Annotated in this window: 29 protein-coding genes; 14 read left to right on the top strand and 15 right to left on the bottom strand. The window is 45.0% G+C overall.

Annotated elements, in window-relative coordinates; translation table 11 throughout:
- Positions 1-11: 11 nt before the first annotated feature.
- Positions 12-215, top strand: coding sequence for a YlaI family protein (locus tag AC1MEO_RS00485; protein WP_480333686.1), 204 nt, complete (start codon positions 12-14; stop codon positions 213-215).
- On the top strand, positions 215-664 hold the full coding sequence (locus AC1MEO_RS00480) for a hypothetical protein (protein WP_480333684.1): 450 nt from the start codon (positions 215-217) through the stop codon (positions 662-664). The genes AC1MEO_RS00485 and AC1MEO_RS00480 overlap by 1 nt, the downstream gene beginning before the upstream one ends.
- Here AC1MEO_RS00480 and AC1MEO_RS00475 read toward each other — a convergent pair.
- Both AC1MEO_RS00475 and typA read right to left on the bottom strand, forming a co-directional pair.
- Entirely contained in the window at positions 658-987 is a 330-nt protein-coding gene (locus tag AC1MEO_RS00475) for a YlaH-like family protein (RefSeq protein ID WP_480333682.1), read from the bottom strand. The two genes, AC1MEO_RS00480 and AC1MEO_RS00475, sit on opposite strands and share 7 nt — an antisense overlap.
- 24 nt (positions 988-1011) lie before the next feature.
- Positions 1012-2859, bottom strand: coding sequence for a translational GTPase TypA (gene typA / locus AC1MEO_RS00470; protein ID WP_480333680.1), 1848 nt, complete (start codon positions 2857-2859; stop codon positions 1012-1014).
- 114 nt (positions 2860-2973) lie between these two features.
- On the opposite strand from typA, the gene AC1MEO_RS00465 reads away from it, so the two are divergent.
- Entirely contained in the window at positions 2974-3168 is a 195-nt protein-coding gene (locus tag AC1MEO_RS00465; RefSeq protein ID WP_480336148.1) for a YlaF family protein, read from the top strand.
- Positions 3169-3202: 34 nt separating this feature from the next.
- Here AC1MEO_RS00465 and AC1MEO_RS00460 read toward each other — a convergent pair whose 3' ends face one another.
- Together AC1MEO_RS00460 and AC1MEO_RS00455 are read right to left on the bottom strand one after the other, a co-directional pair.
- A complete protein-coding gene (locus tag AC1MEO_RS00460) occupies positions 3203-3994 on the bottom strand; it encodes an inositol monophosphatase family protein (protein WP_480333678.1) in 792 nt (263 codons plus the stop codon).
- Positions 3995-4080: 86 nt separating this feature from the next.
- The gene (locus AC1MEO_RS00455; RefSeq protein ID WP_480333676.1) at positions 4081-4275 is read right to left on the bottom strand and encodes a hypothetical protein; all 195 of its coding nucleotides are present in this window, start codon (positions 4273-4275) and stop codon (positions 4081-4083) included.
- A 171-nt stretch (positions 4276-4446) separates the two neighbouring features.
- Between AC1MEO_RS00455 and AC1MEO_RS00450 the strand changes: the two genes are divergently transcribed.
- Positions 4447-5088 carry a YktB family protein gene (locus tag AC1MEO_RS00450; RefSeq protein WP_480333674.1) on the top strand — a complete coding sequence of 214 codons (642 nt, stop codon included), beginning with the start codon at positions 4447-4449 and terminating at the stop codon, positions 5086-5088.
- Between the two features lie 20 nt (positions 5089-5108).
- Here AC1MEO_RS00450 and AC1MEO_RS00445 read toward each other — a convergent pair whose 3' ends face one another.
- Together AC1MEO_RS00445 and AC1MEO_RS00440 are read right to left on the bottom strand one after the other, a co-directional pair.
- Complete coding sequence (locus tag AC1MEO_RS00445; RefSeq protein WP_480333672.1) at positions 5109-5387, bottom strand: UPF0223 family protein; 279 nt, start codon at positions 5385-5387, stop codon at positions 5109-5111.
- 16 nt (positions 5388-5403) lie between these two features.
- Positions 5404-6369 (bottom strand): NAD(P)H-dependent flavin oxidoreductase, encoded by a 966-nt coding sequence (locus AC1MEO_RS00440; protein WP_480333670.1) that lies wholly within the window; start codon positions 6367-6369, stop codon positions 5404-5406.
- Positions 6370-6504: 135 nt separating this feature from the next.
- Between AC1MEO_RS00440 and AC1MEO_RS00435 the strand changes: the two genes are divergently transcribed.
- Complete coding sequence (locus AC1MEO_RS00435) at positions 6505-7974, top strand: aminotransferase class I/II-fold pyridoxal phosphate-dependent enzyme (RefSeq protein ID WP_480333668.1); 1470 nt, start codon at positions 6505-6507, stop codon at positions 7972-7974.
- 40 nt (positions 7975-8014) lie between these two features.
- Here the strand turns inward: AC1MEO_RS00435 and AC1MEO_RS00430 are convergent, their stop codons facing one another.
- From AC1MEO_RS00430 to AC1MEO_RS00405, 6 genes are all read right to left on the bottom strand, one after another.
- Positions 8015-8845 (bottom strand): polysaccharide deacetylase family protein, encoded by an 831-nt coding sequence (locus AC1MEO_RS00430; protein WP_480333666.1) that lies wholly within the window; start codon positions 8843-8845, stop codon positions 8015-8017.
- A gap of 88 nt (positions 8846-8933) precedes the next feature.
- Positions 8934-10343, bottom strand: a complete 1410-nt coding sequence (gene lpdA, locus AC1MEO_RS00425) for a dihydrolipoyl dehydrogenase (protein WP_480333664.1) — start codon at positions 10341-10343, stop codon at positions 8934-8936.
- A gap of 5 nt (positions 10344-10348) precedes the next feature.
- Entirely contained in the window at positions 10349-11740 is a 1392-nt protein-coding gene (locus AC1MEO_RS00420; protein WP_480333662.1) for a dihydrolipoamide acetyltransferase family protein, read from the bottom strand.
- 28 nt (positions 11741-11768) lie between these two features.
- Positions 11769-12746 carry an alpha-ketoacid dehydrogenase subunit beta gene (locus AC1MEO_RS00415; protein WP_480333660.1) on the bottom strand — a complete coding sequence of 326 codons (978 nt, stop codon included), beginning with the start codon at positions 12744-12746 and terminating at the stop codon, positions 11769-11771.
- A gap of 3 nt (positions 12747-12749) precedes the next feature.
- The gene (pdhA, locus tag AC1MEO_RS00410) at positions 12750-13862 is read right to left on the bottom strand and encodes a pyruvate dehydrogenase (acetyl-transferring) E1 component subunit alpha (RefSeq protein WP_480333658.1); all 1113 of its coding nucleotides are present in this window, start codon (positions 13860-13862) and stop codon (positions 12750-12752) included.
- A 252-nt stretch (positions 13863-14114) separates the two neighbouring features.
- The gene (locus AC1MEO_RS00405) at positions 14115-14759 is read right to left on the bottom strand and encodes a YkyA family protein (protein WP_480333656.1); all 645 of its coding nucleotides are present in this window, start codon (positions 14757-14759) and stop codon (positions 14115-14117) included.
- Positions 14760-14905: 146 nt separating this feature from the next.
- Between AC1MEO_RS00405 and def the strand changes: the two genes are divergently transcribed.
- Positions 14906-15472 (top strand): peptide deformylase, encoded by a 567-nt coding sequence (gene def / locus AC1MEO_RS00400; RefSeq protein WP_480333654.1) that lies wholly within the window; start codon positions 14906-14908, stop codon positions 15470-15472.
- A gap of 129 nt (positions 15473-15601) precedes the next feature.
- Here the strand turns inward: def and AC1MEO_RS00395 are convergent, their stop codons facing one another.
- Positions 15602-16372, bottom strand: a complete 771-nt coding sequence (locus AC1MEO_RS00395) for a Cof-type HAD-IIB family hydrolase (RefSeq protein WP_480333652.1) — start codon at positions 16370-16372, stop codon at positions 15602-15604.
- A gap of 285 nt (positions 16373-16657) precedes the next feature.
- On the opposite strand from AC1MEO_RS00395, the gene AC1MEO_RS00390 reads away from it, so the two are divergent.
- Entirely contained in the window at positions 16658-16870 is a 213-nt protein-coding gene (locus AC1MEO_RS00390) for a DNA-dependent RNA polymerase subunit epsilon (protein ID WP_480333650.1), read from the top strand.
- A 2-nt stretch (positions 16871-16872) separates the two neighbouring features.
- Positions 16873-18540 (top strand): ribonuclease J1, encoded by a 1668-nt coding sequence (gene rnjA, locus AC1MEO_RS00385; protein WP_480333648.1) that lies wholly within the window; start codon positions 16873-16875, stop codon positions 18538-18540.
- Between the two features lie 338 nt (positions 18541-18878).
- Here the strand turns inward: rnjA and AC1MEO_RS00380 are convergent, their stop codons facing one another.
- Complete coding sequence (locus tag AC1MEO_RS00380) at positions 18879-19538, bottom strand: potassium channel family protein (protein WP_480333646.1); 660 nt, start codon at positions 19536-19538, stop codon at positions 18879-18881.
- Positions 19539-19651: 113 nt separating this feature from the next.
- Positions 19652-19948 carry a hypothetical protein gene (locus AC1MEO_RS00375; RefSeq protein ID WP_223633691.1) on the bottom strand — a complete coding sequence of 99 codons (297 nt, stop codon included), beginning with the start codon at positions 19946-19948 and terminating at the stop codon, positions 19652-19654.
- Positions 19949-20322: 374 nt separating this feature from the next.
- Here AC1MEO_RS00375 and AC1MEO_RS00370 point away from each other — a divergent pair, with 374 nt between their 5' ends.
- The 6 genes from AC1MEO_RS00370 to AC1MEO_RS00345 all read left to right on the top strand — a co-directional run bounded on the left by AC1MEO_RS00370 (position 20323) and on the right by AC1MEO_RS00345 (position 25958).
- Positions 20323-20862: a helix-turn-helix domain-containing protein gene (locus AC1MEO_RS00370; protein ID WP_480333644.1), complete on the top strand. Its 540-nt coding sequence runs from the start codon at positions 20323-20325 to the stop codon at positions 20860-20862.
- 15 nt (positions 20863-20877) lie between these two features.
- Entirely contained in the window at positions 20878-21984 is a 1107-nt protein-coding gene (locus AC1MEO_RS00365) for an ABC transporter ATP-binding protein (protein WP_480333642.1), read from the top strand.
- Positions 21974-22798, top strand: a complete 825-nt coding sequence (locus AC1MEO_RS00360; RefSeq protein ID WP_480333640.1) for an ABC transporter permease — start codon at positions 21974-21976, stop codon at positions 22796-22798. The genes AC1MEO_RS00365 and AC1MEO_RS00360 overlap by 11 nt, the downstream gene beginning before the upstream one ends.
- Positions 22782-23588: an ABC transporter permease gene (locus tag AC1MEO_RS00355; protein ID WP_480333638.1), complete on the top strand. Its 807-nt coding sequence runs from the start codon at positions 22782-22784 to the stop codon at positions 23586-23588. Before AC1MEO_RS00360 ends, AC1MEO_RS00355 begins: the two co-directional genes overlap by 17 nt.
- Positions 23585-24661: an ABC transporter substrate-binding protein gene (locus tag AC1MEO_RS00350; protein ID WP_480333636.1), complete on the top strand. Its 1077-nt coding sequence runs from the start codon at positions 23585-23587 to the stop codon at positions 24659-24661. The genes AC1MEO_RS00355 and AC1MEO_RS00350 overlap by 4 nt, the downstream gene beginning before the upstream one ends.
- Positions 24662-24767: 106 nt before the next feature.
- Entirely contained in the window at positions 24768-25958 is a 1191-nt protein-coding gene (locus tag AC1MEO_RS00345) for an MFS transporter (RefSeq protein ID WP_480333634.1), read from the top strand.
- Positions 25959-25981: the final 23 nt, after the last annotated feature.

The following is a 25981-nucleotide window of genomic DNA, read 5'->3' as shown; positions in this document are numbered from 1 at the left end:
AGTGATTCACCATGCGTGTACAATGCGTAATCTGCGATAAGATTGAGGAATTAGTGGATGATACCCTGCAGGCCAAACGCCTGCGGAACAGACCCATCCACACCCATATGTGCAATGAATGCCATGACCGGATCACGGCAAGGACCAAAGAACGCCTGGCTACCGGCTCTTTCCGCTTTTACCGCAGTTCCCGAAGCATTGAGGATGACTTCTGATGAAGCTCTTAAAAGGCATCTGGATTGGATTCTGGAGTGGACTGATTTTAGGGCTTCTACTGAAATGGATTCAATCTGTCACAGGCGAACGAGTATATACCCTTCTATTGAATGTGGATTTCATTCCGGTGATCGGCGGTGTGCAATGGTCCGAGGTTACTGAATTCGTTTTCCACCTGATCATCGCGCTGATTATCGGCATCGTCTATGTGTATCTGGCAAAAAGGCGCAATTACCCTTTCAGCCAATTGATGATCATCAGCCTGCTGCTGTCCGTGCCTTTACCGTTCCTTTTTTTCATATTGTCATGGCTTGCAGTTGATGCTGATGTGCCGGCTCCCAATGATTGGGGAGCATTTCTTTACTGGATTTTCGCCCATCTCACTTTTGCTTTATTATTGCCAATCCTATACAAAACATTTGAACGCAAAAACGCTGTATCTCAATGAGATACAGCGTTTTCGCGCTTTTCGCGCCATAGGCGGATTTTATAGAGAATCAGTATGAGCGCGGCAATAACGAGCCCTTCCACAATCGGCAGGAAGAAGGCTAAAAACGTAAGCCCCAAACCACCGACCGCCAGAAACAGGCCGATCATTGCATTTTTTCCAAGTGATAGCTTTTTAGCAAACCCTAATTTATAGACGAACGCCGAGAGCAGGAAAATAACCGCAAATAATGCGTATCCTGCCATTTCAAAACTCGGCAGACTCTGGTATAGAATTCGGGCTACCGGATACATATTGTCATAGACAAAGGCTTGATCGTCCACGGGCTATACATCCTTCCAATTCACTTATTCTTCGATGGCAACTTTCTTTTTCTTAGCCATACGTTCACGTTCAGCTTTATCAAGAATTTTTTTGCGCAAACGAATTGTTTGCGGTGTGATTTCGCAATACTCATCATCATTCAAGTATTCAAGCGACTCTTCAAGACTCATCAAACGTGCTTTTTTCATTGTTGTTGTTTGGTCTTTATTAGCTGAACGGATGTTTGTTGCAGCTTTGATTTTAACGATGTTGACTGTCAAATCGCTATCGCGGTTGTGTTCTCCGACAATCATGCCTTCGTAGATTTCCGCGCCGACTTCAACAAATGAAGTTCCGCGGTCTTCGATTCCCATCAAGCCGTAAGTCGAAACTTTTCCGCGCTCCATAGAAACCAATACACCTTGACGACGTCCGCCCACACGGCCAGAAGCAACTGGCTGGTAGCTGTCGAATGTATGGTTAATGATTCCGTATCCGCGAGTATGTGTAAGGAATTCAGTTGTGTAACCGATCAATCCACGAGCTGGTACGTTAAACACCAAACGGACTTGTCCGCTGCCGTTGTTTATCATATCCAACATTTCGCCTTTACGTTCACCCAATGATTCGATGATATTTCCTGTATATTCTTCAGGCACGTCCACTTGAACGCGTTCGACTGGTTCACAGCGAACTCCGTCAACCATACGTACGATAACTTCAGGTTTTGAAACTTGAATTTCAAATCCTTCACGGCGCATGTTTTCGATCAAGATCGACAAATGCAATTCTCCGCGTCCAGAAACAACCCATGCATCAGGTGAATCTGTAGCATCTACACGCAATGATACATCAGTCTGCAACTGAGCATCCAAACGTTCCTGAATTTTTCTTGAAGTGATCCATTTACCTTCTTTACCTGCAAATGGGCTGTTGTTGACAAGGAAAGTCATTTGCAAGGTCGGCTCATCGATGCGCAGGATCGGCAATGCTTCCTGATGATCTGCAGGACAAACCGTTTCTCCGACGTTGATATCTTCCATACCTGAAATAGCAATCAAGTCGCCAGCTTCAGCTTTTTGGATTTCAACGCGTTTAAGTCCCATGAAACCATGGATTTTTGTGACTCGGAAGTTTTTGAAAGAACCGTCAAGCTTCATTAAAGAAACCGATTGTCCCACTTCGATCGTTCCACGGAATACGCGGCCGATACCGATACGTCCAACATAGTCATTGTAATCAAGAAGAGCAACCTGGAATTGAAGTGGCTCATCTCTGTTATCGATTGGTGCTGGTACATGGTCCAGAATTGCTTCATATAGAACCTGCATAGTTTCTTCCTGATCCGCAGGATCGGCAGAAAGGCTTGCTGTACCATTCATAGCTGATGCAAAGATAACAGGGAATTCCAATTGATCGTCATTTGCTTCAAGTTCAATGAACAATTCGATAACTTCATCAACTACTTCTTCAGGACGTGCGAAGTCGCGGTCAATTTTGTTGACAACTACGATTGGTTTCAAGTTTTGCTCAAGAGCTTTTTTCAAAACGAATCGTGTTTGTGGCATACAGCCTTCGTAAGCGTCTACTACTAATAGAACACCATCAACCATTTTCATGATACGTTCAACTTCTCCACCGAAATCGGCGTGTCCAGGAGTATCCAAAATGTTGATTTTTGCATCTTTGTACTCGATAGCCGTGTTTTTCGCAAGAATGGTAATTCCACGTTCTCTTTCTATATCGTTGGAATCCATCGCACGTTCTTCGTGATGTTCATTTGAACGGAAAATTCCAGATTGTTGTAGAAGTTGGTCTACCAAAGTTGTTTTACCATGGTCAACGTGGGCAATAATTGCAATGTTTCTTAGGTCGTTTCGTAAGTTAGTCATATTTTCACTCCAATATTCTTTTTTCATGCCTATAACTGTGCTAGTATAGCACATATAGGTGTAAAACCCTAAGATTTTATTTCAGGCTATAAGCTACAGGAGGAAAATCGCGTGATGAACTTAATGAAAAACGTAAAATGGGTCTTTGTGATATATTCCCTGGCAGCGATATTGGCAATGGTCGGAATCGGCTTGGCTGTTGGCCTGCGCAGTGTCCTGGGCATATTCGCGGCAATCTTGGTATTGTGTCTGATCATGGGTATGGGGTTCAAGAAGAAAAAAGAGATGCGGGAAGCCGGTATATTATAATTATAAAAAAAGATGCGGAATTCCGCATCTTTTTTTACTTGATTTTGATATATTTTTTTAATAGTTCTTGATGAATAGCCGGATTGGCAGCGATGAACGTATCCTGTTTCAATAAGTTCGCTGGGTCTCCTTTGAAATTCGTCGTTATAGCTCCTACCTCTTGCGCAATGACCATGCCACCCGCAATGTCCCAAGGTGATAATCTCATGGAGATATAAGCATCAACACGTCCGCTTGCCAAGTAGGCTAACTCCAGTGCGGCTGAACCATAAGAGCGCATGCCACGTACGTCACGGATCAACTGAATGGTGGCTTCATGGTCCAGGTAGCGGTTCGGCACTGCCCACGTTGCATTCATGGCGACGATTGATTCGGTTATCAAGGTGTCCAAAAGAGGCTGAAGCTGCTCATCATTATAATAGGCGCCGCCATCTTTAACCCCGTGGTACAGGTCGTCATTGACGACATCATAGATATAGCCCAATTTGCCGATTCCCTCTTCATAGATTCCGAGTGAAATGGCGAAATTGCGTTTCTGATGAACAAAATTCATGGTGCCGTCAATCGGATCAAGCATCCAGATAACTCCTTCCGAACTTTGGATATCATCCCCGAAGCCTTCTTCCCCGAAAATCCGATGTCCCGGAAAGTCTCTGCGGATACGCCCAATGAAAAATTGCTCAATTTCCTTATCGATATTCGTCACCAGGTCATTGGCGTTTGATTTTGATTCGATGGTGATATCGCTCAAAAACGAATTGCGTATCCGATGTCCCGCTTCTTTGATAAGCGACTTTATGTATTTGTCCATAGCATGCAAATCCATGTATGTATCCCTCCCTGTTTGTTTCAGTATAACGAAAAAGGCATCTGCTGTCTTACTTCAGCAGATGCCTTTAATGTATAGACGTATTAGAGCGCATGGAGGGCCTCCAGTTCTACGTGGATCTCTTGAAGCCGTTGCTTGCTTTTTGAAATTTGCACATCATCTTTCTGCTGCATCGCATCAAATAATGAAGCAAGTTCATAATCAAGTTCCAGTTTCAGGACGTGTACATATTCCTTTTCTACATCCGCTTTGCGGATTATCTGAATCATCTGTTTCATAATGAGCACCCCTTTCTCATCATACTCCGAAAATTCTGACTAATTTTGTTACTATCATTATAATACCACTTTCTTTGAATGAAATCCATTGGCAGAATCGTATTTATATTCTTTTTTCCCAAACTTCGTTAAAATGAAACCTGATTACCTAAATTAAAGGAGGATATTTACTTGACGCCTTATTGGAATAAACAGGATTTCGAAGTTTTCAACACCCCTGGCCTCGATGCCAGGATGTCTGCCTTAACGGAGTATGTCCGTCCAAAGTTCCAGGAACTTGGAACTGAGTTCTCATCTTTCTTTTCTGGAAAAACCGGAGATGAGTTTTTCCCCCACGTTGCCAAGCATATGCGGAGAACCGTCAATCCGCCAAATGACAGCTGGGTAGCTTTTGCTCCTTTTAAAAGAGGCTATAAAGCTGTTCCCCATTTTCAGATCGGCATGTGGGAAAGCCACGTATTCGTCATACTGGCCGTGATTTATGAAGCCCCAAACAAAAAAATGATGGCTGAAAATCTGCTGCATTCAGATATATTAGATCATTTATCGGGAGATTTTGTGGCTTCTGGAGACCATATGAAGCCACAGGCTGATCTTTTAATCGAATTAGGGGAAGAAGGCATCGAGAAATTATTGACCCGCTTGCGTGATGTCAAAAAAGGCGAATTTGTGATTGGGCGCCACCTGTCCAGAGAACAGGCTGCCTCTTTAACCAAAGAACAATTTCTTCAATTCGCTGAAGAAACCTTCCAGGCGCTTCTTCCTGTCTACCATACCCTGCTCGAACCAATAAAAGAACCTGTCAGCCGCTGAGGCTGCAGGTTCTTTTTCTGTCATTTCTTATTGATTTTGACGACTTCGTCAGCTGTTCCAGCTTTCATTTCCTTGATGGCTGGAAAACTGGCGTAGCCGCTTTCTTCCTCAAATTCACGGAAATAGGTTTTTTCTTCCGATATCGAAGGAACCACCTGCTTGAATTTGCGGTAACGCGCCAACAGGTCCTGCCTGCTGATGCCTTTTTCATAAGCCATTTCGATGCCTTCGAAAAAACTTACGACATCAATAATTTCTTCTGTTGACCATTCAATAGAAAATGGATAGGAATAATCCATCCTTACATCCCTCTTTTCATTCAGTGATTGACCATTTCCTGCGGATTTCTCCAGCCTGACGGACCATTTCTTCAATCAATTCCTGGACCGTCGGCACATTTTTGATCAGTCCTGTCACTTGTCCGGCCCAGCCGAATCCTTGATCTTTTTCTCCATCATAGATGAATCGCTTATTGGCTTCACCGCTGATGTATGCTTTTAAGGCTTCATAGGTCGGCGTCTGGCTTTCAATCTCCAGGATCTTATCAGTCCAGCTGCTCCGCAACGTCCGCGCAGGAGCACCGATGCTGCGTTTGATGATGACTGTATCGTTCTCGGAGCTGTTGATCAGCTGTTCCTTATAGGCTGCTGACGCATGGACACATTCTTTCGTGGCAATAAAGCGCGTCCCCATTTCAATGCCTTCTGCTCCGAGGGCATGAGCGGCCATCCATCCGCGGCCATCGCCGATACCGCCTGAAGCGATGACTGGAATCTTCACGGCATCGACTACCTGCGGAATCAGCACCATCGTACCGATGTCATCACGCCCTAAATGGCCGCCGCCTTCGTGCCCCACGACCATCACTGCATCCGCACCAAGGCTTTCCGCTTTTTCAGCCTGCCTTCTTGCTGCTACCAGAACGAGCTTTTTGATGTCTGTTCCTTCCAGCTGCTCGAATATCGGCGTCGGGTTGCCTCCGGTCATTGAAACGACCGGCACCTTTTCTTCAATCGCCACATCCAGCATATGTGAAAATGCACGGCCATGTTCGCCAATCGCAAAATTAACACCAAAAGGCTTGTCCGTCAATCTTCGCACTTTTCGGATTTCATCCCGCAACTCTTCAGGCGTGGCCAAGCTCATCGCCGTGATTTGGCCCAATCCTCCAGCATTTGAAACAGCTGCTGCCAGTTCTGCATAGGCTAGATAAGCCAAGCCTCCCTGTATAATGGGATAGCGGATCCCCAATAGCTCAGTCACCCTCGTTTTGAATTCCATAAACTCACTCCTTTTCTCTCTGTATGTCATGTATTCGCTTCTGCAGCAGGAAATCCTCTTATTTTTTACTATAGGGGGTGGCATCATGCTATAATTCTTTTTGTTTTCATTTTATTAAGTGAGGTGGGCTTATCATTGTCTCAATTAGAAACTCCGTTATTTGATGCGCTTTTAAAGCATCGAAACCGGCACCCGATCCAATTTCATATTCCCGGCCATAAAAAAGGCCAGGGCGTCGATCCCGCATTCCGGGAATTTGTCGGCGACAATATTTTATCCATCGATTTGATTAATATCGCCCCTCTGGACGATTTGCATGCTCCAAAAGGCGTCATTAAAGAGGCGCAGGAATTGGCTGCCAAAGCATTCGGCGCAGACCATACTTTCTTTTCGGTACAAGGCACCAGCGGCGCCATCATGACTATGATCCTGAGCGTGGTCGGCCCCAACGACAAGATTCTCGTGCCACGGAATGTCCATAAATCCATTATGTCCGCCATTGTTTTTGCGGGAGCCATCCCAATTTTCATCCATCCGGAAGTTGACCCGGAACTCGGCATTTCCCATGGCATTTCTGCAGAAGCTGTAGAAAAAGCGATGATCGAATACCCGGATGTCAAGGCGGTACTAGTCATCAATCCGACTTACTTTGGCGTAGCCGCTGATTTAAAACGGATTGTCGATATCGCTCATTCACGCAATGTGCCTGTTTTAGTGGATGAAGCACATGGTGTGCACATCCATTTCCATAAATCCCTGCCTGTTTCAGCAATGGCGGCAGGAGCGGATATGGCGGCCACTTCTGTCCATAAACTGGGTGGATCCATGACGCAAAGCTCTGTGCTCAATGTACGGGAAGGCTTAGTATCGCCAAAACGCGTCCAGTCGACCTTGTCGATGCTGACGACGACATCCACTTCCTACCCGATTCTGGCGTCTCTTGACACAGCACGCCGTCAGCTGGCGATCCATGGGTATGACCTGATCGACCAGGCAATCCGCTTGTCCCAGGACGCCCGCAAACGCATCAACAAAATTCCTCACTTGTATTGCGTCGGCAAAGAAGTGCTGAATTCATCGGCAACCTTTGATATGGATCCGACCAAGCTGTTGATCAGCGTCAAGAACCTGGGCATCACAGGCCATCAAGCTGAGGAATGGCTGAGAGAAAACGCCAATATCGAAATCGAACTTTCCGATTTGTATAATATTCTTTGCCTTGTCACTATCGGAGACACCCGCAAAGAATTGAATCTGCTGGTCAATGCCCTTCAGCGCATGAGCGAAGCGCTGGATAATGATGCAGCCATTGTTGAACCCGTTGTGCTGCTGCCGGATATCCCACGGCTTGCGATGACACCGCGCGACGCTTTTTACGCGACGACAGAAGTCATTTCAATCAATGAGGCTGTCGGCCGCATTTCTGCAGAATTCATCATGGTCTATCCTCCGGGCATTCCGATTTTTATTCCCGGCGAAATCATCACAGAAGAAAACATCAACTACATCCATATGAACGTAGCTGCCGGTTTGCCTGTACAGGGACCGGAAGATGATACGCTGCAGATGCTGCGCGTTATCAAGGAGCAGCAAGCAATCAGATAACAGTAAAAAAGACCCAAGAGCCTCCGCTCTTGGGTCTTTTTTAAATGCCTTCTATAGCTGCTGGATCTACAAAGCCGTAACCTTTATCCTTCAAGCCTTGGATGATGTCCGGGAGAGCTTCTGAGGTCCATTCACGGTCATGCATCAAAAGATTTGCGCCATTGTTCAGATACTCTGTATTTAGCATGATGTCCGTTAACGACTGGGCATTCTGGTACTGCTGTTCCCAATCATAGCCGTACGTCCAATTCATGAGCACCATTTCTTGCTCTTCTACAAGCTGTTTGCTGAAATCTGTATTCGCTCCATGGGGTGCCCGGAAAAACTTCGGCTTTTCTCCAATGATCTCTTCGATTGTTTCATTCAACTGCAGAATTTCTTCCCTTTGCTGCTGCTCGGTAAGGTCCCTTAAGTTTGGGTGGCTGTTAGTATGATTGCCGATGGCAAAGCCCATTTCATGGAGCTGCTCTAATTGCCGCCGTTCCTCATCCGTGTCCAAAAAATGCCCATTGACGAAAAAAATTGCGGGGATGTCCTGGCTTTTCAAGATTTCCGCCATCTCCATTGCATGTTTGTCCGGTGCATCATCAATTGTCACCAGCACGACTTTTTCAGAAGCGTCAGCAATGGGCTGTGCGGACCAATTCGCCGAATTGATGCGATATTCCGGTTCAGCGACATTTACTTCTTCTTTCGCCTCTTCTGCCGGTTCAGCTGTTTCTACAATGGCTGCAGCGTCACGTTCTTCTTCTTTTGCTGATGGATCTGCCGAAGCCTCTTTTTCTTCAACTGATAGGGTATTATTTTCTTCGCTGCATGCCGTTAGCAATAATAGTCCAGTTGCAAGAGTTATACATATTTTATGCATCAATACAACCACCCCTTTTCTAAACAAATCTTACCATGGCTAACTCTTTTTTTCCAAAAAAAAAGAAGCCGCATAAGCGGCTTCCTGTATCTTATTTAATGATGTGAATCGGCGTTCCAAGAGCCACTTCTGCAGCTTCCATAGTGATTTCAGAAAGAGTTGGGTGAGCATGGATGGTCATTGCGATATCTTCTACTGTCATTCCAGCTTCGATTGCAAGTCCAAGCTCAGCGATCATATCTGATGCGCCAGCTCCAACAATTTGTGCCCCTAACAGCAAGCCGTCAGATTTGCGTGAAACCAGTTTCACGAATCCTTCAGAAGCGTTTAATGAAAGAGCACGGCCGTTTGCAGCGAATGGGAATTTCGCAGCCGAAGCTTCGAATCCTTCTTCTTTTGCCTGTTCTTCAGACAAACCTACGCTTGCAAGTTCCGGATCTGTAAAGCAGACCGCCGGAATAGCCATATAATCAACTTCAGACTTCTCGCCTGCAATTGCTTCTGCAGCCACTTTGCCTTCATATGATGCTTTATGCGCCAATTGAAGTCCAGCTACCACATCACCGATTGCATAGATATTCGAAATGTTCGTACGGCATTGCTTGTCAACTTCAATCAAGCCGCGGTCTGTCATTTTGATGTTCACTTCTTCAAGACCCATTTCGTCTGTGTTCGGACGACGGCCAACTGTTACAAGAACATAATCAGCTTCAAGCGTTTTTTCTTCTCCGCCTGCTTCATAAGTAACTTTAACGCCAGAATCAGTTTCCTCTACACCTTTAGCAGATGCTTTAGTGATGACTTCAACGCCTTTTTTCTTCAATCCTTTTTTGACGATGGCTGTCATTTGCTTTTCAAATCCAGCAAGGATATCAGGTGCGCCTTCAAGGATCGTCACTTCAGAACCCATGTTTGCAAATGCAGTACCAAGCTCTGTACCGATGTACCCGCCGCCGATAACGACAAGTTTTTTAGGAAGCTCCGTGAGTGCCAAAGCTCCAGTTGAATTAATCACGCGTTTTGTAAATTTAAAAGTCGGGATTTCAACCGGACGAGATCCCGTAGCGATAATCGCATTTTTAAATTTATACGTCTGCGCTGAATTATCATCCATTATACGAACTGTATTTTCATCAACGAAATAAGCTTCGCCGCGCAAGATTTCGACTTTATTGCCTTTAAGAAGAGATTCAACGCCGCCAGTCAATTTCTTCACGACACCATCTTTGAACGCTTGTGCTTTTTCAAAGTTAAGCGAAACTTCTTTGGCAACAATTCCCATATCTTCTGAATGTTGAGCTTCTTCAAAACGATGCCCCACAGAAATCATCGCTTTCGAAGGGATACAGCCGACATTCAAGCAAACGCCGCCGATATATTCCTTTTCAACGATTGTTACTTTTTGGCCAGTTTGTGCTGCACGAATAGCTGCAACATAACCGCCAGGGCCTGAGCCGATTACAAGCGTGTCTGTTTCGATCGGAAAATCTCCTACTACCATAAGTTTTACGCCTCCATTAATAGTAATTCAGGTTGACTTAATAAACGTTTTATATGATTTAATGCATGTTGCGCTGTTGCACCATCGATCATTCTATGATCGAAGCTCAATGATAATGCTAACACAGGTGCCGCTACAATTTCACCATTTTTAATTACTGGCTTCTCTGCAATTCGGCCGATTCCAAGAATCGCCACTTCCGGATGGTTGATAACCGGAGTAAACCATTGTCCACCAGCAGAACCGATGTTTGTAATCGAGCATGAAGCGCCTTTCATTTCAGCAGCGGATAATTTACCATCACGCGCTTTTGTTGCCAAGCCATTGATTTCATCAGAAATGGCAAATACTGATTTGCGGTCTGCATTTTTGATGACTGGCACCATTAAGCCTTTTTCTGTATCAGCTGCAATACCGATATTGAAATAATGCTTCTGGATAACCTCGCTTGTTTCATCATCAAATGATGTATTCAAGGCTGGGAATTCACGCAATGTGCTGACCAATGCTTTTACCACATATGGCAAATAAGTCAACTTGATTTCTTTTTCTGCTGCAATGTCCTTGAATTTTTTGCGGTGTGCCACCAATTCAGTGACATCCACTTCGTCCATCAAAGTTACGTGAGGAGCGGTATGTTTTGAGTGAACCATCGCTTTAGCGATCGCTTTGCGTATACCGGACATCTTCTCGCGCGTTTCAGGGAATTCACCTTCAGGAGCTGCTGCTGCTTTTGGTGCTGCAGCCGCTTTTTCAGTGCTTTCTTCTGCCGTTTCCTGCGGTGCTTCAGAAGCTGCAGGTGTTGCTGCTTTTTGGTCGCCGTTCATAAAGGCTTCCACATCTTCTCTTAATACACGGCCATTGTTGCCTGACCCTGTAACTTTTTTAATATCGATATCGTTGTCACGCGCAAATTTGCGGACAGACGGCATTGAGATGACGCGTGCATTTGGATCAGATTCTTCTGTAGAGTCAGCTTGCGGCTGAGCTCCAGCGCCAGTCTGCTCTTTCGGCTCTTCTTCTTTGGCAGGTGCCTTATCAACATCCTCACCAGATTCGCCTGTACCGGATTGCACTTGCTCCTCGGTTTCTTCTTTTACTTCAGGAGCGGCTTCTTTTTTGTCGCCGTGATTTCCTTTGAAGTTCATTTCTTCAGCGTCTGGTGCGTCGATGCGGACCAAAATATCACCAACTACGGCAACTGTTCCTTCTTCGACCAACACCTCTTCAACTGTTCCTGAAACCGGTGAGGGAATCTCGACGACGGCCTTGTCATTTTGCACTTCAACAAGAATGTCGTCTTCTTCGATCGTATCTCCCGCTTTCACGAACCATTTTACGATTTCACCTTCATGGATACCTTCACCGATATCCGGTAATCGAAATTCAAAAGCCATATATATCACCCTTTCGGTTCTGTTTAATTTAGAAAGTAAGTACTTTCTTCGCTGTTTCTACTATATCCTTCGAATTCGGAAGCCAAACTTCTTCGGCTTGTGAGAATGGGAATATAGTATCCGGCGCAGTTACACGAAGAACCGGTGCCTCTAAGCTCAAAATCGCACGGTCCGTAATTTCAGCTACGATACTCGCTGCGATTCCAGCTTGTTTTTGAGCTTCTTGAACGACCATAGCGCGTCCAGTTTTCTCCACAGAAGCGATGATTGTTTCAATATCAAGCGGTTGGATAGTGCGAAGATCGATCACTTCAACCGAATAATTTTCTTTTTCAAGTGCTTCTGCTGCTTTGATGCTTTCTTGGACCATCGCGCCATAAGCGATAATAGTCAAATCCTTGCCTTCACGCTTCACATCCGCTTTGCCCAGAGGAATTGTGTATTCTTCTTCTGGCACTTCCTGGCGGAATGAACGATACAGTTTCATATGCTCAAGGAAAATAACCGGGTCGTTATCGCGGATTGCTGAAATCAACAAGCCTTTTGCATCGTAAGGTGTAGAAGGAATGACCACTTTCAAACCAGGCTGAGCCGCCATCAATCCTTCCAATGAATCAGCGTGCATTTCCGGTGTATGAACACCGCCGCCAAATGGTGAACGGATTGTTACCGGCGAATTCAAGCTGCCACCGCTGCGGAAACGCATGCGTGCCATTTGTCCGCTGATGGAATCCATTACTTCAAAGACAAATCCGAAAAACTGGATTTCCGGAACAGGACGATATCCCTGCAAAGCAAGACCAATGGCTAAACCGCCGATGCCTGACTCAGCTAAAGGCGTGTCAAAAACACGATCTTCCCCGAATTCTTTCTGCAGACCTTCTGTTGCACGGAATACACCGCCGTTATTCCCTACATCTTCACCGAAAACAAGAACGTTTTCATCGTTCTTCATCTCTGTTTTCAGAGCGTCGGTAATCGCTTGGATCATCGTTAATTGTGCCATAGCTTACTTCGACTCCTTTGCTTTATAGATATCCATCTGCTCTTGTACGTTGAACGGCATTTCTTCGTACATGAATCCAAGCAGATCTGTGACTTTTTGTTTTGGAGCGCCATCCGCTTTTTTGATCGCCGCTTTAATTTCTTCTTTAGCTTTTTCGATCACTTCATTTTCTTTCGCTTCGTCCCAGATACCTTTTGCTTCCAGGTATTTGCGGAAACGGACAAGAGGATCTTTCTTTTCCCATTCGCTGTCGATGTCTGAAGTCCGGTAGCGTGTTGGGTCATCACCAGCCATCGTATGTGGTCCATAACGGTAGCAAAGTGTTTCGATCAATGTCGGTCCGTCGCCTTTAACGGCGCGTTCACGGGCGTCGCGTGTAACTGCATAGACTGCCAATGGATCCATACCGTCTACTAGGACGCCTGGGATTCCGGCAGCAACTGCTTTTTGAGCAATTGTTTTCGCTGAACTCTGAAGTTCACGAGGCGTAGAAATCGCATACTGGTTATTTTGGACAATGAAAATAGCCGGTGCGCGGAATGCGCCTGCAAAGTTGATTCCTTCATAGAAATCACCCTGTGAAGAACCGCCATCACCTGTATAAGTTACTGCAACAGCTTCTTTTTTACGTTTCTGCATACCAAGGGCAACACCTGTAGCCTGGATGATCTGAGCACCGATGATGATTTGCGGCGGCAGAATATTCAAGCCTTCAGCCATCTGATTCCCCATGAAATGTCCACGGGAGAAAAGGAATGCCTGGTGAAGCGGCCAACCGTGCCAGATCAATTGCGGAACGTCACGGTAGCCCGGGAGAATAAAGTCTTCTTTTGTTAATGCAAAATGAGAAGCCAATTGAGAAGCTTCCTGCCCTGCTGTAGGAGCATAGAACCCAAGACGTCCCTGACGGTTCAATGAAATTGAACGTTGATCAAGAATTCGTGTATACACCATCCGTGTCATCAATTCCTGAAGATCTTCATCCGATAGTTTTGGATCCGCCTCTTCGTTGACGATTTCGCCTTCTTCATTCAAAACTTGGACCATTTCAAACTTTTCTTCGATCTCGTTAAGCGTTTTCACTGGATCGAACTGCTGTGATTTTTTGGCAGCCATAAAAGCAACTCTCCTTTTTATCTGTATTAAAATAATTACCCATAGTTTATGATACAATTTCACATTCCCTTTCAGTATACGTCACAAAAATAGCTCGGTCAATCATAGAGAACCTAACATTATCGGACAATCTCAATTGAAAGATAATTCAAATACCTTAAACTGTATCAGTTGATTTAATCTCCTGTATTATAATACAGAAGCATTTTCTTACATCTTTTATAGCACAGAAAAAGCGACCTTAAAGGCCGCTTATTCCTCGCTTTCATTTAATTTCTCCATTGTTTCATCCTTTAATTCATTAAACTGTTGGGTTAACGCATTAAACTCTGTAACAGCCAGCTGCACCTGTTCATTTTGCTCATTCACTTCTGCAGCCTTTTCCTGAAGCATCTGCAATTTGCTTTCTTCATCCTTCAGCAGCTCATAAAGCCCCTTCTGGCGAACGATCAATTCTTCATAAGCACTCGCAAATTCGTCATGGGCCGCAAAACGTTCCTGCATTTTCGCCTTTAGTGCTTTCAGGTCAGTTTTTACAGACTCGTCCTCGGCCTCTTCGATCACTCTGTCGATTTCAGTGAAATTCTCTTCAGCCGACTCTATCGACTCTTTTTCGGTCTGCAGGAATTCCAGACGTTCATCTGCAGAATCAAGAGCTTCCTGTGCCTGCTCTGCCACTTGATCCTGCTGCTCCTGAGTTAATGCCATAATTTCTTCAAATAACTTTTGCTCCGATTTTTCCCGTTCTTCCAAGTCATCCTGCACTGAACGGTAGTCCTCTTCTGCATCAAAGGTATCATTCAGCACCTCATCCAACTCTTCCCGAATGCCCGAACCTGAACAGGCGCCTACTAACAGAAGAGCAGATAAACTAACCGTCAACCCTACTTTTCTCATCTGATTCACCCCTTAATTTCCATGAATTAACTATAGTATGCAGATGACTAAAAAACAACTCCATCCTGCGGCTTTTTCTTTTTTCAAAATCACTGATTTACGTTATACTGAAATATATAGCAAGCCATTTGAAAGGATGAAATCACTTGATACGAATGAAAGACATAATACGTGAAGGTCATCCTACACTCAGAAAACGCGCTGAAGAAGTGAAGTTTCCACTTTCTGAAGCAGACCGGAAATTGGGTGAAGACCTTATGGAATACGTCGTGAACAGCCAGGATGATGAATTGGCTGAAAAATACGATTTGCGCCCGGGCGTCGGAATTGCTGCGCCTCAAATAAATGAAGCAAAGCGGATTTTCGCCCTGCATTTTGATGAAAGCACTGGAGAAGACCTCAACCTGGTTGCAGTGAATCCTAAAATTGTCAGCCATTCTGTAGAAAAAGCTTATTTAGCAGCTGGAGAAGGTTGTTTATCCGTTGACCGCGCAATTCCGGGTTATGTGCCGAGATATGCCCGCATCACCATAAAAGCGTTCAACTTGGATGGCGAAGAAATCAAGATGCGCTTAAAAGGCCTTCCTGCCATCGCCTTCCAGCATGAACTCGATCACTTGAATGGCATCATGTTCTTCGATCACATCGATTCGAAAAACCCATTCGCCGAAATTGAAAATGCCATGGCAATCGAAAGAGACTCGGCTGAGTAAGCCGAGTCTCTTTTTTTGTTAAGTCTTATGCTGGCAGAGGCCCGCAGGATGCGGGTCAGCTAACCGTTGCGACACGATGTCGCGCTCTTAGGTTAGCTTCTGCTGTTGGGCTGCTTCCGCTATTCTTTATCAAATCAATTTCAGATGCTTGAATGCTTTTGCCAGTCCGTCGTTGTCGACGTGGTCCGTGACATAGGATGCGCGTTTTTTTGTTTCTGCATGGCCGTTCTCCATCGCTACGCTGTATCCTGCAATGTCCATCATCTGCAGATCGTTCAAGCCATCGCCGAATGCGATGGTTTCTTCTATTGAGTGTCCAGTAGCTCGGATCAAGTGCTCGATGCCACTTGCCTTCGTACCGCCTTTTGGCGTGATGTCACACGACACCCGGTGCCAGCGGACAAAATCCACTTGCTTGAACGTATCATGATATTGCTGCTCTTCTTCTTTTTCGCAGAACACCAATGCCTGGTAAATATCATTGTTCAAATAAAAATCTTTTTCCACTTCCGGATGAGGCATTTTCAAGGTTTTGATGCTTTCGTCGATGTCTGGATGAAAATCGATGGATGATACCATTTTCTTTTCATTCATAAAAACGATCGGGTGGTCGCGCTGCTCCGCATATTCAAAAATCTCATTGAGCATATCCGAATGGATCGCCTGTTTATGGATTGCTTGTCCTTTATGTGCAATATACTGTCCATTGAACGAAATGTAAGTATCAATTTTTAGTTCTTCCAAAATCTTAGTGATCATGAAAGGTCCGCGGCCTGTGGCAATCGCCAAATCATGGCCATTCAAGCGCGCCTGCTCTAACGCTTCTTTTGCGGAAGGCGGTAATTTTTTATGGGAATCCAGTAAAGTTCCATCAATATCCAATAATAATAATTTAGGCATTTTCGTAGTCTCCATTCTGTTTTATAAGGCCTCTAAAACTAAAGTCCCCTTCTTTACAATTGTCAGAAAACGCAGTATAATCGCTGTAAGGAGTGGTTAATTATGCTGAAACGTTTGAAGAGAAAACTTCTCAGACAGCTCAATGGCGTAATGAACAAAAAGAAAATTGCATAAAACCTCAGGCCCTTCTTTATAAATAAGGAGGGCTATTCTTTATTTTAATCTAATGACATGATAATATAAAGGAAGTGCATTTATTTGAGCGTGGAAAAAGGAGAGCAAACAATGATTTTTAAAGTATACTACCAAGAAAACCAACTTGAAGTACCAATTCGTGAGAATACCCAAAGCCTTTATGTGGAAGCAGCAACCGAGCGTGAAGTCCGACACCACTTAAAAGACCGCAACTACAATATCGAGCTTATTCAACTGCTTGAAGGCAATCATCTTCAGTATGAACAAGCTGGCGAATATTACGAAGTCGAGAGTATTGAATAACGATGAAATTTGTTAAGAACGATCAAACTGCTGTTTTTGCCCTAGGCGGACTAGGTGAAATCGGCAAAAATACGTATGGTGTCCAATTCCAGGATGAAATCATTCTGATTGATGCAGGCATTAAATTCCCGGAAGACGATTTGCTCGGAATCGATTATGTTATTCCGGATTACACATACTTAGTAAAAAATGTTGATAAAATCAAAGGCCTTTTTATCACACATGGCCACGAAGACCATATCGGCGGTATTCCCTATTTGCTTAAAAAAATCAATATTCCAGTATACGGCGGCAAACTGGCTCTAGGCCTATTGCGTAAAAAATTGGAAGAACATGGTTTACTGCGCCAAACGACAATGACAGAAATCGAAGAAGACGATGTCATCAAGTTCCGGAAGACAGCAGTCAGCTTTTTCGGCACCACCCACAGTATTCCTGATTCTTTCGGTGTTGTGGTGAAAACTCCACCCGGCAATATTGTCCATACTGGCGATTTTAAATTTGACTTCACCCCAGTAGGTAAACCGGCCAACTTATTGAAAATGGCCCAAATCGGCAGTGAAGGCGTATTATGCTTGCTATCCGACAGCACGAATGCACAAGTTCCTGACTTTACATTGTCTGAACGAAAAGTTGGCGATACACTTAAAGACATTATGAGAAAAGTTGATGGCCGTTTGATTTTCGCCACTTTCGCTTCAAACATCTACCGTCTTCAGCAAGTGACTGATGAAGCTGTCGCACAGGGACGCAAAATTGCTGTTTTTGGACGCAGTATGGATAATGCCATGACAATCGGACGCGAGCTTGGTTACATCAACGCTCCAGAAGATGCATTTGTGGATACACAAACCTTAAACCGTTTGCCGGCAAACGAAGTATTGATCCTTTGTACCGGTTCACAAGGCGAACCGATGGCTGCTCTTTCGAGAATCGCCAACGGAACTCACCGCCAAATCCAGATTCAGCCAAATGACACAGTTGTCTTTTCGTCTTCCCCGATTCCGGGTAATACGAGCAGCGTCAACCGGACAATCAACTTGTTATTCCGCGCCGGCGCAGATGTGATTCACGGATCACTTAACAATATCCACACATCCGGCCACGGTTCGGAGCCTGAAAATAAATTAATGCTTCGTTTGATCAAACCGAAATACTTTATGCCCATACACGGTGAATACCGGATGTTAAAAACGCATGCAGGCTTAGCGGTTGAATGTGATGTTCCACTGGAAAACACATTCATCATGGAAAACGGCGAGGTTCTTGCTCTAGGGCAGGATGAAGCTTCAATTGCAGGACGCGTTCCTTCCGGTGATGTTTACATCGACGGCAGCGGAATCGGCGACATCGGCAATATTGTATTGCGTGACCGTCGTGTGCTTTCTGAAGAAGGTTTAGTTATCGTAGTCGTAAGTGTTGATATGAAAAAGAATAAAATGGTTTCCGGACCTGATATCATTTCACGCGGATTTGTCTATATGCGTGAGTCAGGCACGATGATCTACGAGGCTCAGCAAATGCTGAACCGCCACTTAAACAAGAAAATACACAGCAAAAACACGGAATGGGCAGAATTGAAAAATGATATTTCTGACGTTCTCGGGCCGTATCTCTATGAAAAAACAAAACGCCGCCCAATGATTTTGCCGGTGATTATGGAAGTTTAGCAGAAAAGCGCAAGCAACTGTCCAGCTCTGCCGGGCATAAGACGGACCAGTGAAGTGGCGTTACTTTGCCACGCAGCTGGGCTGGCTTATGACCCAAAGAGCTAGCTGCTGGAGCCTGGACAAAGAAAAGCGCAAGCGCCCGATAGATCCTATTGGCACTCGCACTAAATCTAAAAAAAGAAGCATTGGATTCGAATCCAATGCTTCTTTTTTTGTCTTTCCTTCCACCCTCTCTTTCTCGGCATCAGCGAACACAATGCCCCCAAAAAAAGACTTGCACTGGAGTTTCATCCGATGCAGGTCTTTTTTGCTGCCAGCTTCACTTTCGAGCATGGGCTTTAGTTCATCATTTTCTTCTCAAAACGATTGATGTCTGCATCCGAGCCGATGATGATCAGGATGTCTTCCTGTTCGATTTCCATGTCAGCCTGTGGAGAAACGATGATGTCGTCTCCCCTTTTGATGGCTACGATGTTAATGCCGTAACGGGCACGGATATCCAGTCCTATCAAGGTATAGCCAGCGAGCTTGTGGTTTGCTTTGATTTCCATGATGGAATGCTCATCGGACAGCTCTAAATAATCCAATACATTATTGGAGAGGATATTATGGGCAATCCGTATCCCCATGTCACGTTCTGGATGCACTACTTTGTCGGCACCGATTTTGTTCAACACTTTGGCATGGTAGTCATTTTGCGCCTTTACGGTGATTTTCTTCACACCAATTTCCTTCAGCATCAAAGTCGTTAAAATACTGGCTTGAATGTTTTCACCGATTGCGACAATCACGTGCTCGAAATTCCGGATGCCAAGCGATTTTAATACCGCTTCATCTGTCGTATCGGCAACGACAGCCTGTGTCGCGATTGAGGAAAATTCATCCACTCGTTCCGAATCTTTGTCAATTGCCATTACGTCCGCATCCTGCTCAATCAATTCACGTACAATGCTGCCGCCAAAACGGCCAAGTCCAATGACTACAAATTCCTTTTTCATATCCATCCTCCAACTAGGTCAAGTTGCTTTATTTTACCATATATAGTCTGAACTAAAAATCATGATTTGTTGCACTCTCTCCATCACTACTCTTATAACAAGAAAAACCCCGCTTATCGGCGGGGATCCAATGGGCGTTTTGGCCGATTTTCACAATACTCACAACTGATGTCTGTGCAGGGTTCTTCACGCCATTCGTTGCAGCTGGCACAATAACTTGCATCAAATTCATCATCAAAAGTTAAAGCCGACAAGCAGCTATGGCAATACGTATGGACATCCATCCAATTGATGAAACGCTTGTCTGCTACAAGGTACAAACCTTGCTGATCCTGTTTATAATTCATAATCGATGGTTTTTGAATGACACGATTTTTAGGATCAAGAAAGAAATTCATTTTGCCGTTCACATTGATCACTCCTAGAGGTTTGGTCAAGCTGTAAAAAATAGATTTACTTAGGTCTGCAGGAAACCCGCTTTCCCATCTTCATTCATCGAGGCTATTACTTACATTGTTGTGGTTTCATTTTTTATAATCGTTCATTTTAAGGTTTCCATTAGTTTGTTGCCGGTTATATACATCATTATTAATTTCACACTTTCTCTATGATAGTAAATACTACTGGTAAATAGCAATAGATAACAATCCTTTATTGAAAAAAATTTTAACTTGAAAAATATCAGTCATCTCGTATAATGAATATATGCTATTAGTAAACTAAAAGTATATTTTAACTAAACTTTCTGCGAGTTTTTATTTACAAGGAATCGAGGAGAATTCTGATGGACATCGGAACAAAAATCAAACGCCTTCGATTAAAAAACGGATTGACTCAGGAAGAACTCGGAAAACGGACTGACCTGAGCAAAGGCTTTATTTCTCAGTTAGAGCGGAATATGAATTCCCCTTCTATTGAAACTTTCTTTACCTTACTCGAAGTATTGGGAACCACTCCTAAAGATTTTTTTGCCGATGAACACGATGTAAAAGTCGTTTACACGACTGCTGACCATACCGCCCACATCGACGAAGAAGCGGGTTATGAAGTCGAATGGCTCATTCCCACATCCAATGAGAAGGAAATGGAACCGGTCTTTTTGACCTTTCAAGCAAATGGCCACTTTAAAAAGTTTGAACCCTCTTCAGCCGAGACGTTTATCTATGTGCTTGAAGGACAGGTTCTGCTCAAAGTCGGGGATCATCAATACACGGCGGCCGCAGGTGACTCGATTTATTTCGAAGCCTCCAATCATCATCAGCTGATCAATGATTTTGATGGGGTATCCGAAATGATCATCGTCACCACACAATCTTATTTATAATTCAGGAGGGATCTTATGACCGAAACATCTATAATACGCTTCGAAAATGTCACGCAGACATACGAAGGTGCCGGCAATGTCCTCGACAATGTCAGCTTTGAACTTGAAAGAGGAAAATTTTATACACTTCTTGGGCCCTCAGGCTGCGGGAAAACAACTATTTTACGGCTGATTGCCGGTTTTGCTACACCAACCAGCGGAGACATTTATATAGAAGGCAAAAAAATGAACACCGTTCCGGCCAATCAACGCCAGGTCAATACGGTGTTTCAGGATTATGCCTTATTTCCGCATTTGAACGTATTCGAAAACATCGCGTTCGGCTTGCGCATCAAAAAAGTTAAAGGCCCCGAAGTTGAGCGCCGGGTACGGGAAGCCTTGGCTTTCGTTAATCTGCAGGGCTATGAGAAACGTGAGATTGCGGAGATGTCCGGCGGCCAGCGCCAGCGCGTCGCCATTGCACGGGCCATCGTCAATGATCCGGAAGTTATTTTGCTTGATGAACCCTTGTCTGCTCTGGACTTGAAACTGCGGACAGAAATGCAGTATGAACTGCGTGAACTTCAGCAGCGCCTCGGCAAAACTTTTGTTTTCGTCACGCATGATCAGGAAGAAGCACTCGCCATGTCTGATGAGATTTTCGTCATGAATGCCGGCCAAATCCAACAAAGCGGCACGCCTATGGACATCTATGACGAGCCCATTAACCGATTTGTCGCTGACTTTATCGGAGAGTCGAATATCGTCAGCGGTGAAATGATTGCCGATTACCAGGTGCGTTTCGCCAATAAGGATTTTGAATGTGTCGATGCCGGGTTGAATCCAAATGAACATGTAGAAATCGTCATCCGTCCGGAAGATTTGGAAATCACTGCGGCCGGTACCGGCAAAATGGCGGTTACCGTCGATACCCAATTGTTTAGAGGGGTCCATTTTGAAATCTCTACAATCGACGAAGTCGGCAATGAATGGCTGGTCCATTCCACGAAAAAAGTGGAAGTTGGTTCACAGATCGGCTTGGATTTCTCACCAGAAGCGATTCACGTCATGCGCTTAAACGAATCGGAAGAAGCGTTCGATGCAAGACTGGAGTCCTACGGAGCGGCAGTCAATGAAAGATAACCCCTCACGCCCGTTATATCTCGTTCCTTATTATATATGGATTGCTTTATTCGTTATCGCGCCAATCGCGCTGATCTTCTATTTTTCATTTTTGGATTTGACTGGTGCCTTCACTATTGAAAACTATCAGAACTTCTTTTCCTCTGTTTACCTGCGGATGACATTGAGTTCTTTCTGGTATGCTTTTCTGATTACGTTGATTACGATTTTGATTGCCTATCCGACAGCTTATTGGCTGACCAAAACCAAGCATAAACAGCTGTGGCTATTGCTGATCATCATTCCGTCATGGATCAATTTGCTGTTGAAAGCCTATGCTTTTATCGGGATCTTCGGATTGTATGGCCCTGCCAACAAGCTTCTGCAGACACTCGGTGCAGGCCCTTGGCAGATCTTGTTCACCGACTTCAGCTTTATCTTTGTTTCTGTTTATATTTTCATTCCGTTCATGGTGCTGCCGATTTTCAATTCGCTGGATAAAATCAATCCCGCGTTGATTGACGCGTCACGCGATTTGGGCGCTTCGTCTTTCACCACTTTCAGGCGCATCATTTTTCCATTGGCCATCAACGGGGTGAAATCAGGAGTACAGGCCGTTTTCATTCCCGCCTTGTCTCTGTTTGTCATCACCCGTTTGATTGCCGGGAACAAGGTCATCACACTGGGTACAGCAATCGAGCAGCAATTTCTGGTGACACAGAACTGGGGAATGGGTTCGACTATCGCTGTGTTCCTGATCTTGTTTATGATCATCATCATGATGCTGACAGGCCAGAAAGAAAGAGGAGGCGCGTACAATGGCAAAACTAAGTAAACCGGCAAAAATCTATTTGGTCTTCGTCTTTGCCATTCTCTATACGCCGATTTTCTACTTGATCTTTTATTCGTTCAACAGCGGCGGCACCATGTCGAGTTTCGAAGGCTTTACCTGGGAGCATTACAGCGCCGTCTTTAATGACACCCGGCTGCTGATCATTTTGATGAACACGGTGATCATCGCGTTGCTGTCTTCTCTCTTTTCAACAGCTATCGGCGTTCTTGGGGCGATCGGCATCGTCTTTTTGCGAAACCGTAAAACACGCAAAGCAGTCCTGTCGCTGAACACGATCCTGATTGTCAGTCCTGACGTCATTATCGGGGCATCGTTCCTGATCTTGTTCACCATGATCGGCGTCAAGCTCGGGTTTGCATCGGTCCTGATTTCCCACATTGCCTTCAGCATCCCGATTGTGGTCATCATGGTCTTGCCGAAACTGCAGGAAATGAGCCCTTCGTTGATCGATGCGGCAACCGACCTTGGCGCATCTAAACGTGATATTTTGACGCGCGTCATCATTCCGTATATCAAACCGGGTATTTTCGCTGGATTTTTCCTGGCCCTGACCTACTCGTTGGATGACTTTGCAGTGACTTTCTTTGTCACTGGAAATGGATTCTCGACTTTATCCATTGAAATCTATTCAATGGCGCGCGCTGGAATCACCTTGACCATCAATGCCCTTTCCGCCTTAATATTTGTGGTAACGCTTGGCCTGGTCCTTGGCTATTACTTCTTTACTCAACGGGCTGGACAAGCCCCTGGAACAGGAGGTGCCAAAGTATGAAGGAAATCATCAGAGCTGCCAGTGCAATCCTCATTGTATCGGCGATCCTCCTATACACCGTCAGTGTCCTGGAAAAGAGTTCAACGACAGTTGGCGGCGGCACTATTTCCGTCTACAACTGGGGTGAATACATCGACCCCGAACTGATCGACCAATTCGAAGAAGAGACCAACATCTCGGTGGTCTATGAAACATTCGATTCAAACGAATCGATGATGACCAAAATTGAGCAAGGCGGTACAACTTATGATGTCGCCATGCCTTCAGAATACGCCATTGAAAAAATGAAGGAAAACGACTTGCTGCATCCGATCGACCATGAGCTGATCCCGAATCTGGAGAACATCGACCCATATTTTCTCGACCTCCCTTTCGATCCGGGCAATGAATACTCAGTTCCTTATTTTTGGGGTACAGTCGGCATTGCCTTCAACCCCACCTTGCTGGAAGGCCAGACTTTTGAGAGCTGGGATGATTTATGGGATCCGACGCTCGAGCAGGAAGTCATCCTGGTCGACAGTGCACGTGAAGTCATCGGTATGGGCTTGAACAGCCTGGGCTATTCATTGAATTCGACTGATCTTGGCGAATTGCGTGAAGCCACCGATAAATTGAAAACTATGGGGCCCAATGTAAAAGCCATCATCGGTGACGAAATCGTTGAGATGATGCGCCGCGAGGAAGCCGCTGTAGCGGTAACCTGGTCTGGACAAGCAGCTGATATGATGTGGATCAATGAAGACATCGATTATTCGGTCCCGCAAGAAGGCTCAAATTTATGGTTTGATAATATGATCATTCCAAAAACAGCCGGAAATGTGGAAGGCGCCCATGCGTTCATCAACTTTATGCTGGATCCCGAAGTGGCGGCTCAAAATGCTGATTATGTCGGATATTCCACACCGAATGAAGAGGCGATTGCCCTGATGGATCCCGAAGTAACAGGAGACGAACGGTTCTACCCGCCGGAAGAACTGCGGGAACGCCTGGAAGTTTACGAGAATTTAGGGCTCGAAATGCTTGGAACATACAACGAATTATTCTTGGAATTTAAAATGGATATGGAAAACTGACAGGCAGAACTTTTGCCTGTTTTTTTTATGCGATTTGGGGTATAGTATGTAGATTCTAAAGACTAAAGTTTAGCCTTACGAAATAACTATGAAAGAAGGTCTGTCAATGGCCGTACGATCAAATAAATTTGCACTTTATGTATTGATGTTCAATATGTTTATCGCCATGAGCGGCATCGGCTTGATCATACCGATCATGCCTGCCTATTTAGATACATTCGGTGTTGCAGGACAGGCGCTTGGCACATTAATCGCCACTTTCGCTCTGGCGCAATTCCTGTTCTCCCCTTTATCCGGCCAACTTTCTGATAAATACGGCCGCAAGAAACTCATCATCTTCGGATTGATCGTCTTCGGCTTATCCCAGCTGGCATTCGGATTGGCTTCCCATTTGTGGATACTCTACGTTGCCCGCTTTTTCAGCGGACTTGGTGCAGCTTTCCTGATTCCTCCGATGATGGCATTTGTTGCGGATATCACAACATTTGAAGAACGCGGAAAAGGCATGGGGCTGCTTGGTGCCTCCATGTCTCTCGGCTTTATGATCGGCCCCGGAATTGGCGGGTTCCTGTCGGAAGTCAGCATTCAGTTTCCGTTTTACATCGCCACTGCCGTTGCACTGATTGCAGCCTTCATTTCCTTTGCGGTGCTGCCGAATGTTGCGCCGACCGTCAAGGCTGCGGATACCAAATCTGAAAATCTGCTGCAGCAGATGAAACGCTCCACTTATACACCTTATTTCGTCATGCTGCTGGTCATGTTCATTTTCGCTTTCGGTTTGGCCAACTTCCAATCGACCATCGCTTTATACGCAGACAAGAAGTTCGGCTTTACCCCGAAAGAAATTGCCATTCTGATCACCGTCGGCGGATTTGTCGGCGTTGTCGTCCAGACCTTCGTCATCGACAAGCTCTTCAAGCGCTTTGGCGAGATGAAGGTTATCCTGGTCAATCTGCTGGTATCAGCTGCTGCGATGATCGGCATTCTGTTTGTCAGCTCGTTTTGGGCAATCCTAATGGTATCAGCCGTATTCTTCACTGCCGCTTCCTTGCTCCGGCCAGCAATCAATACCTTGATTTCGAAATTAGCCGGGGATGAGCAGGGCTTTGCAGCAGGCATGAACAATGCTTATATGAGTCTTGGCAATATGATAGGCCCCGCACTCGCCGGTATCCTGTTCGATATCAATATGAGCTATCCTTATATTTTAGGAACTGCTATTCTGATCACCTGCTTCTTCATCGCCAATACCTGGTCGATGCGGAAACAGCAGCTGTTGGCTACCAGCAGAAGCTGACACGGGCTTTACACCATCCTTTT

It is taken from the genome of Planococcus sp. BI3 (assembly GCF_056680115.1).
This window is presented reverse-complemented; position numbering and strand designations above follow the sequence as displayed.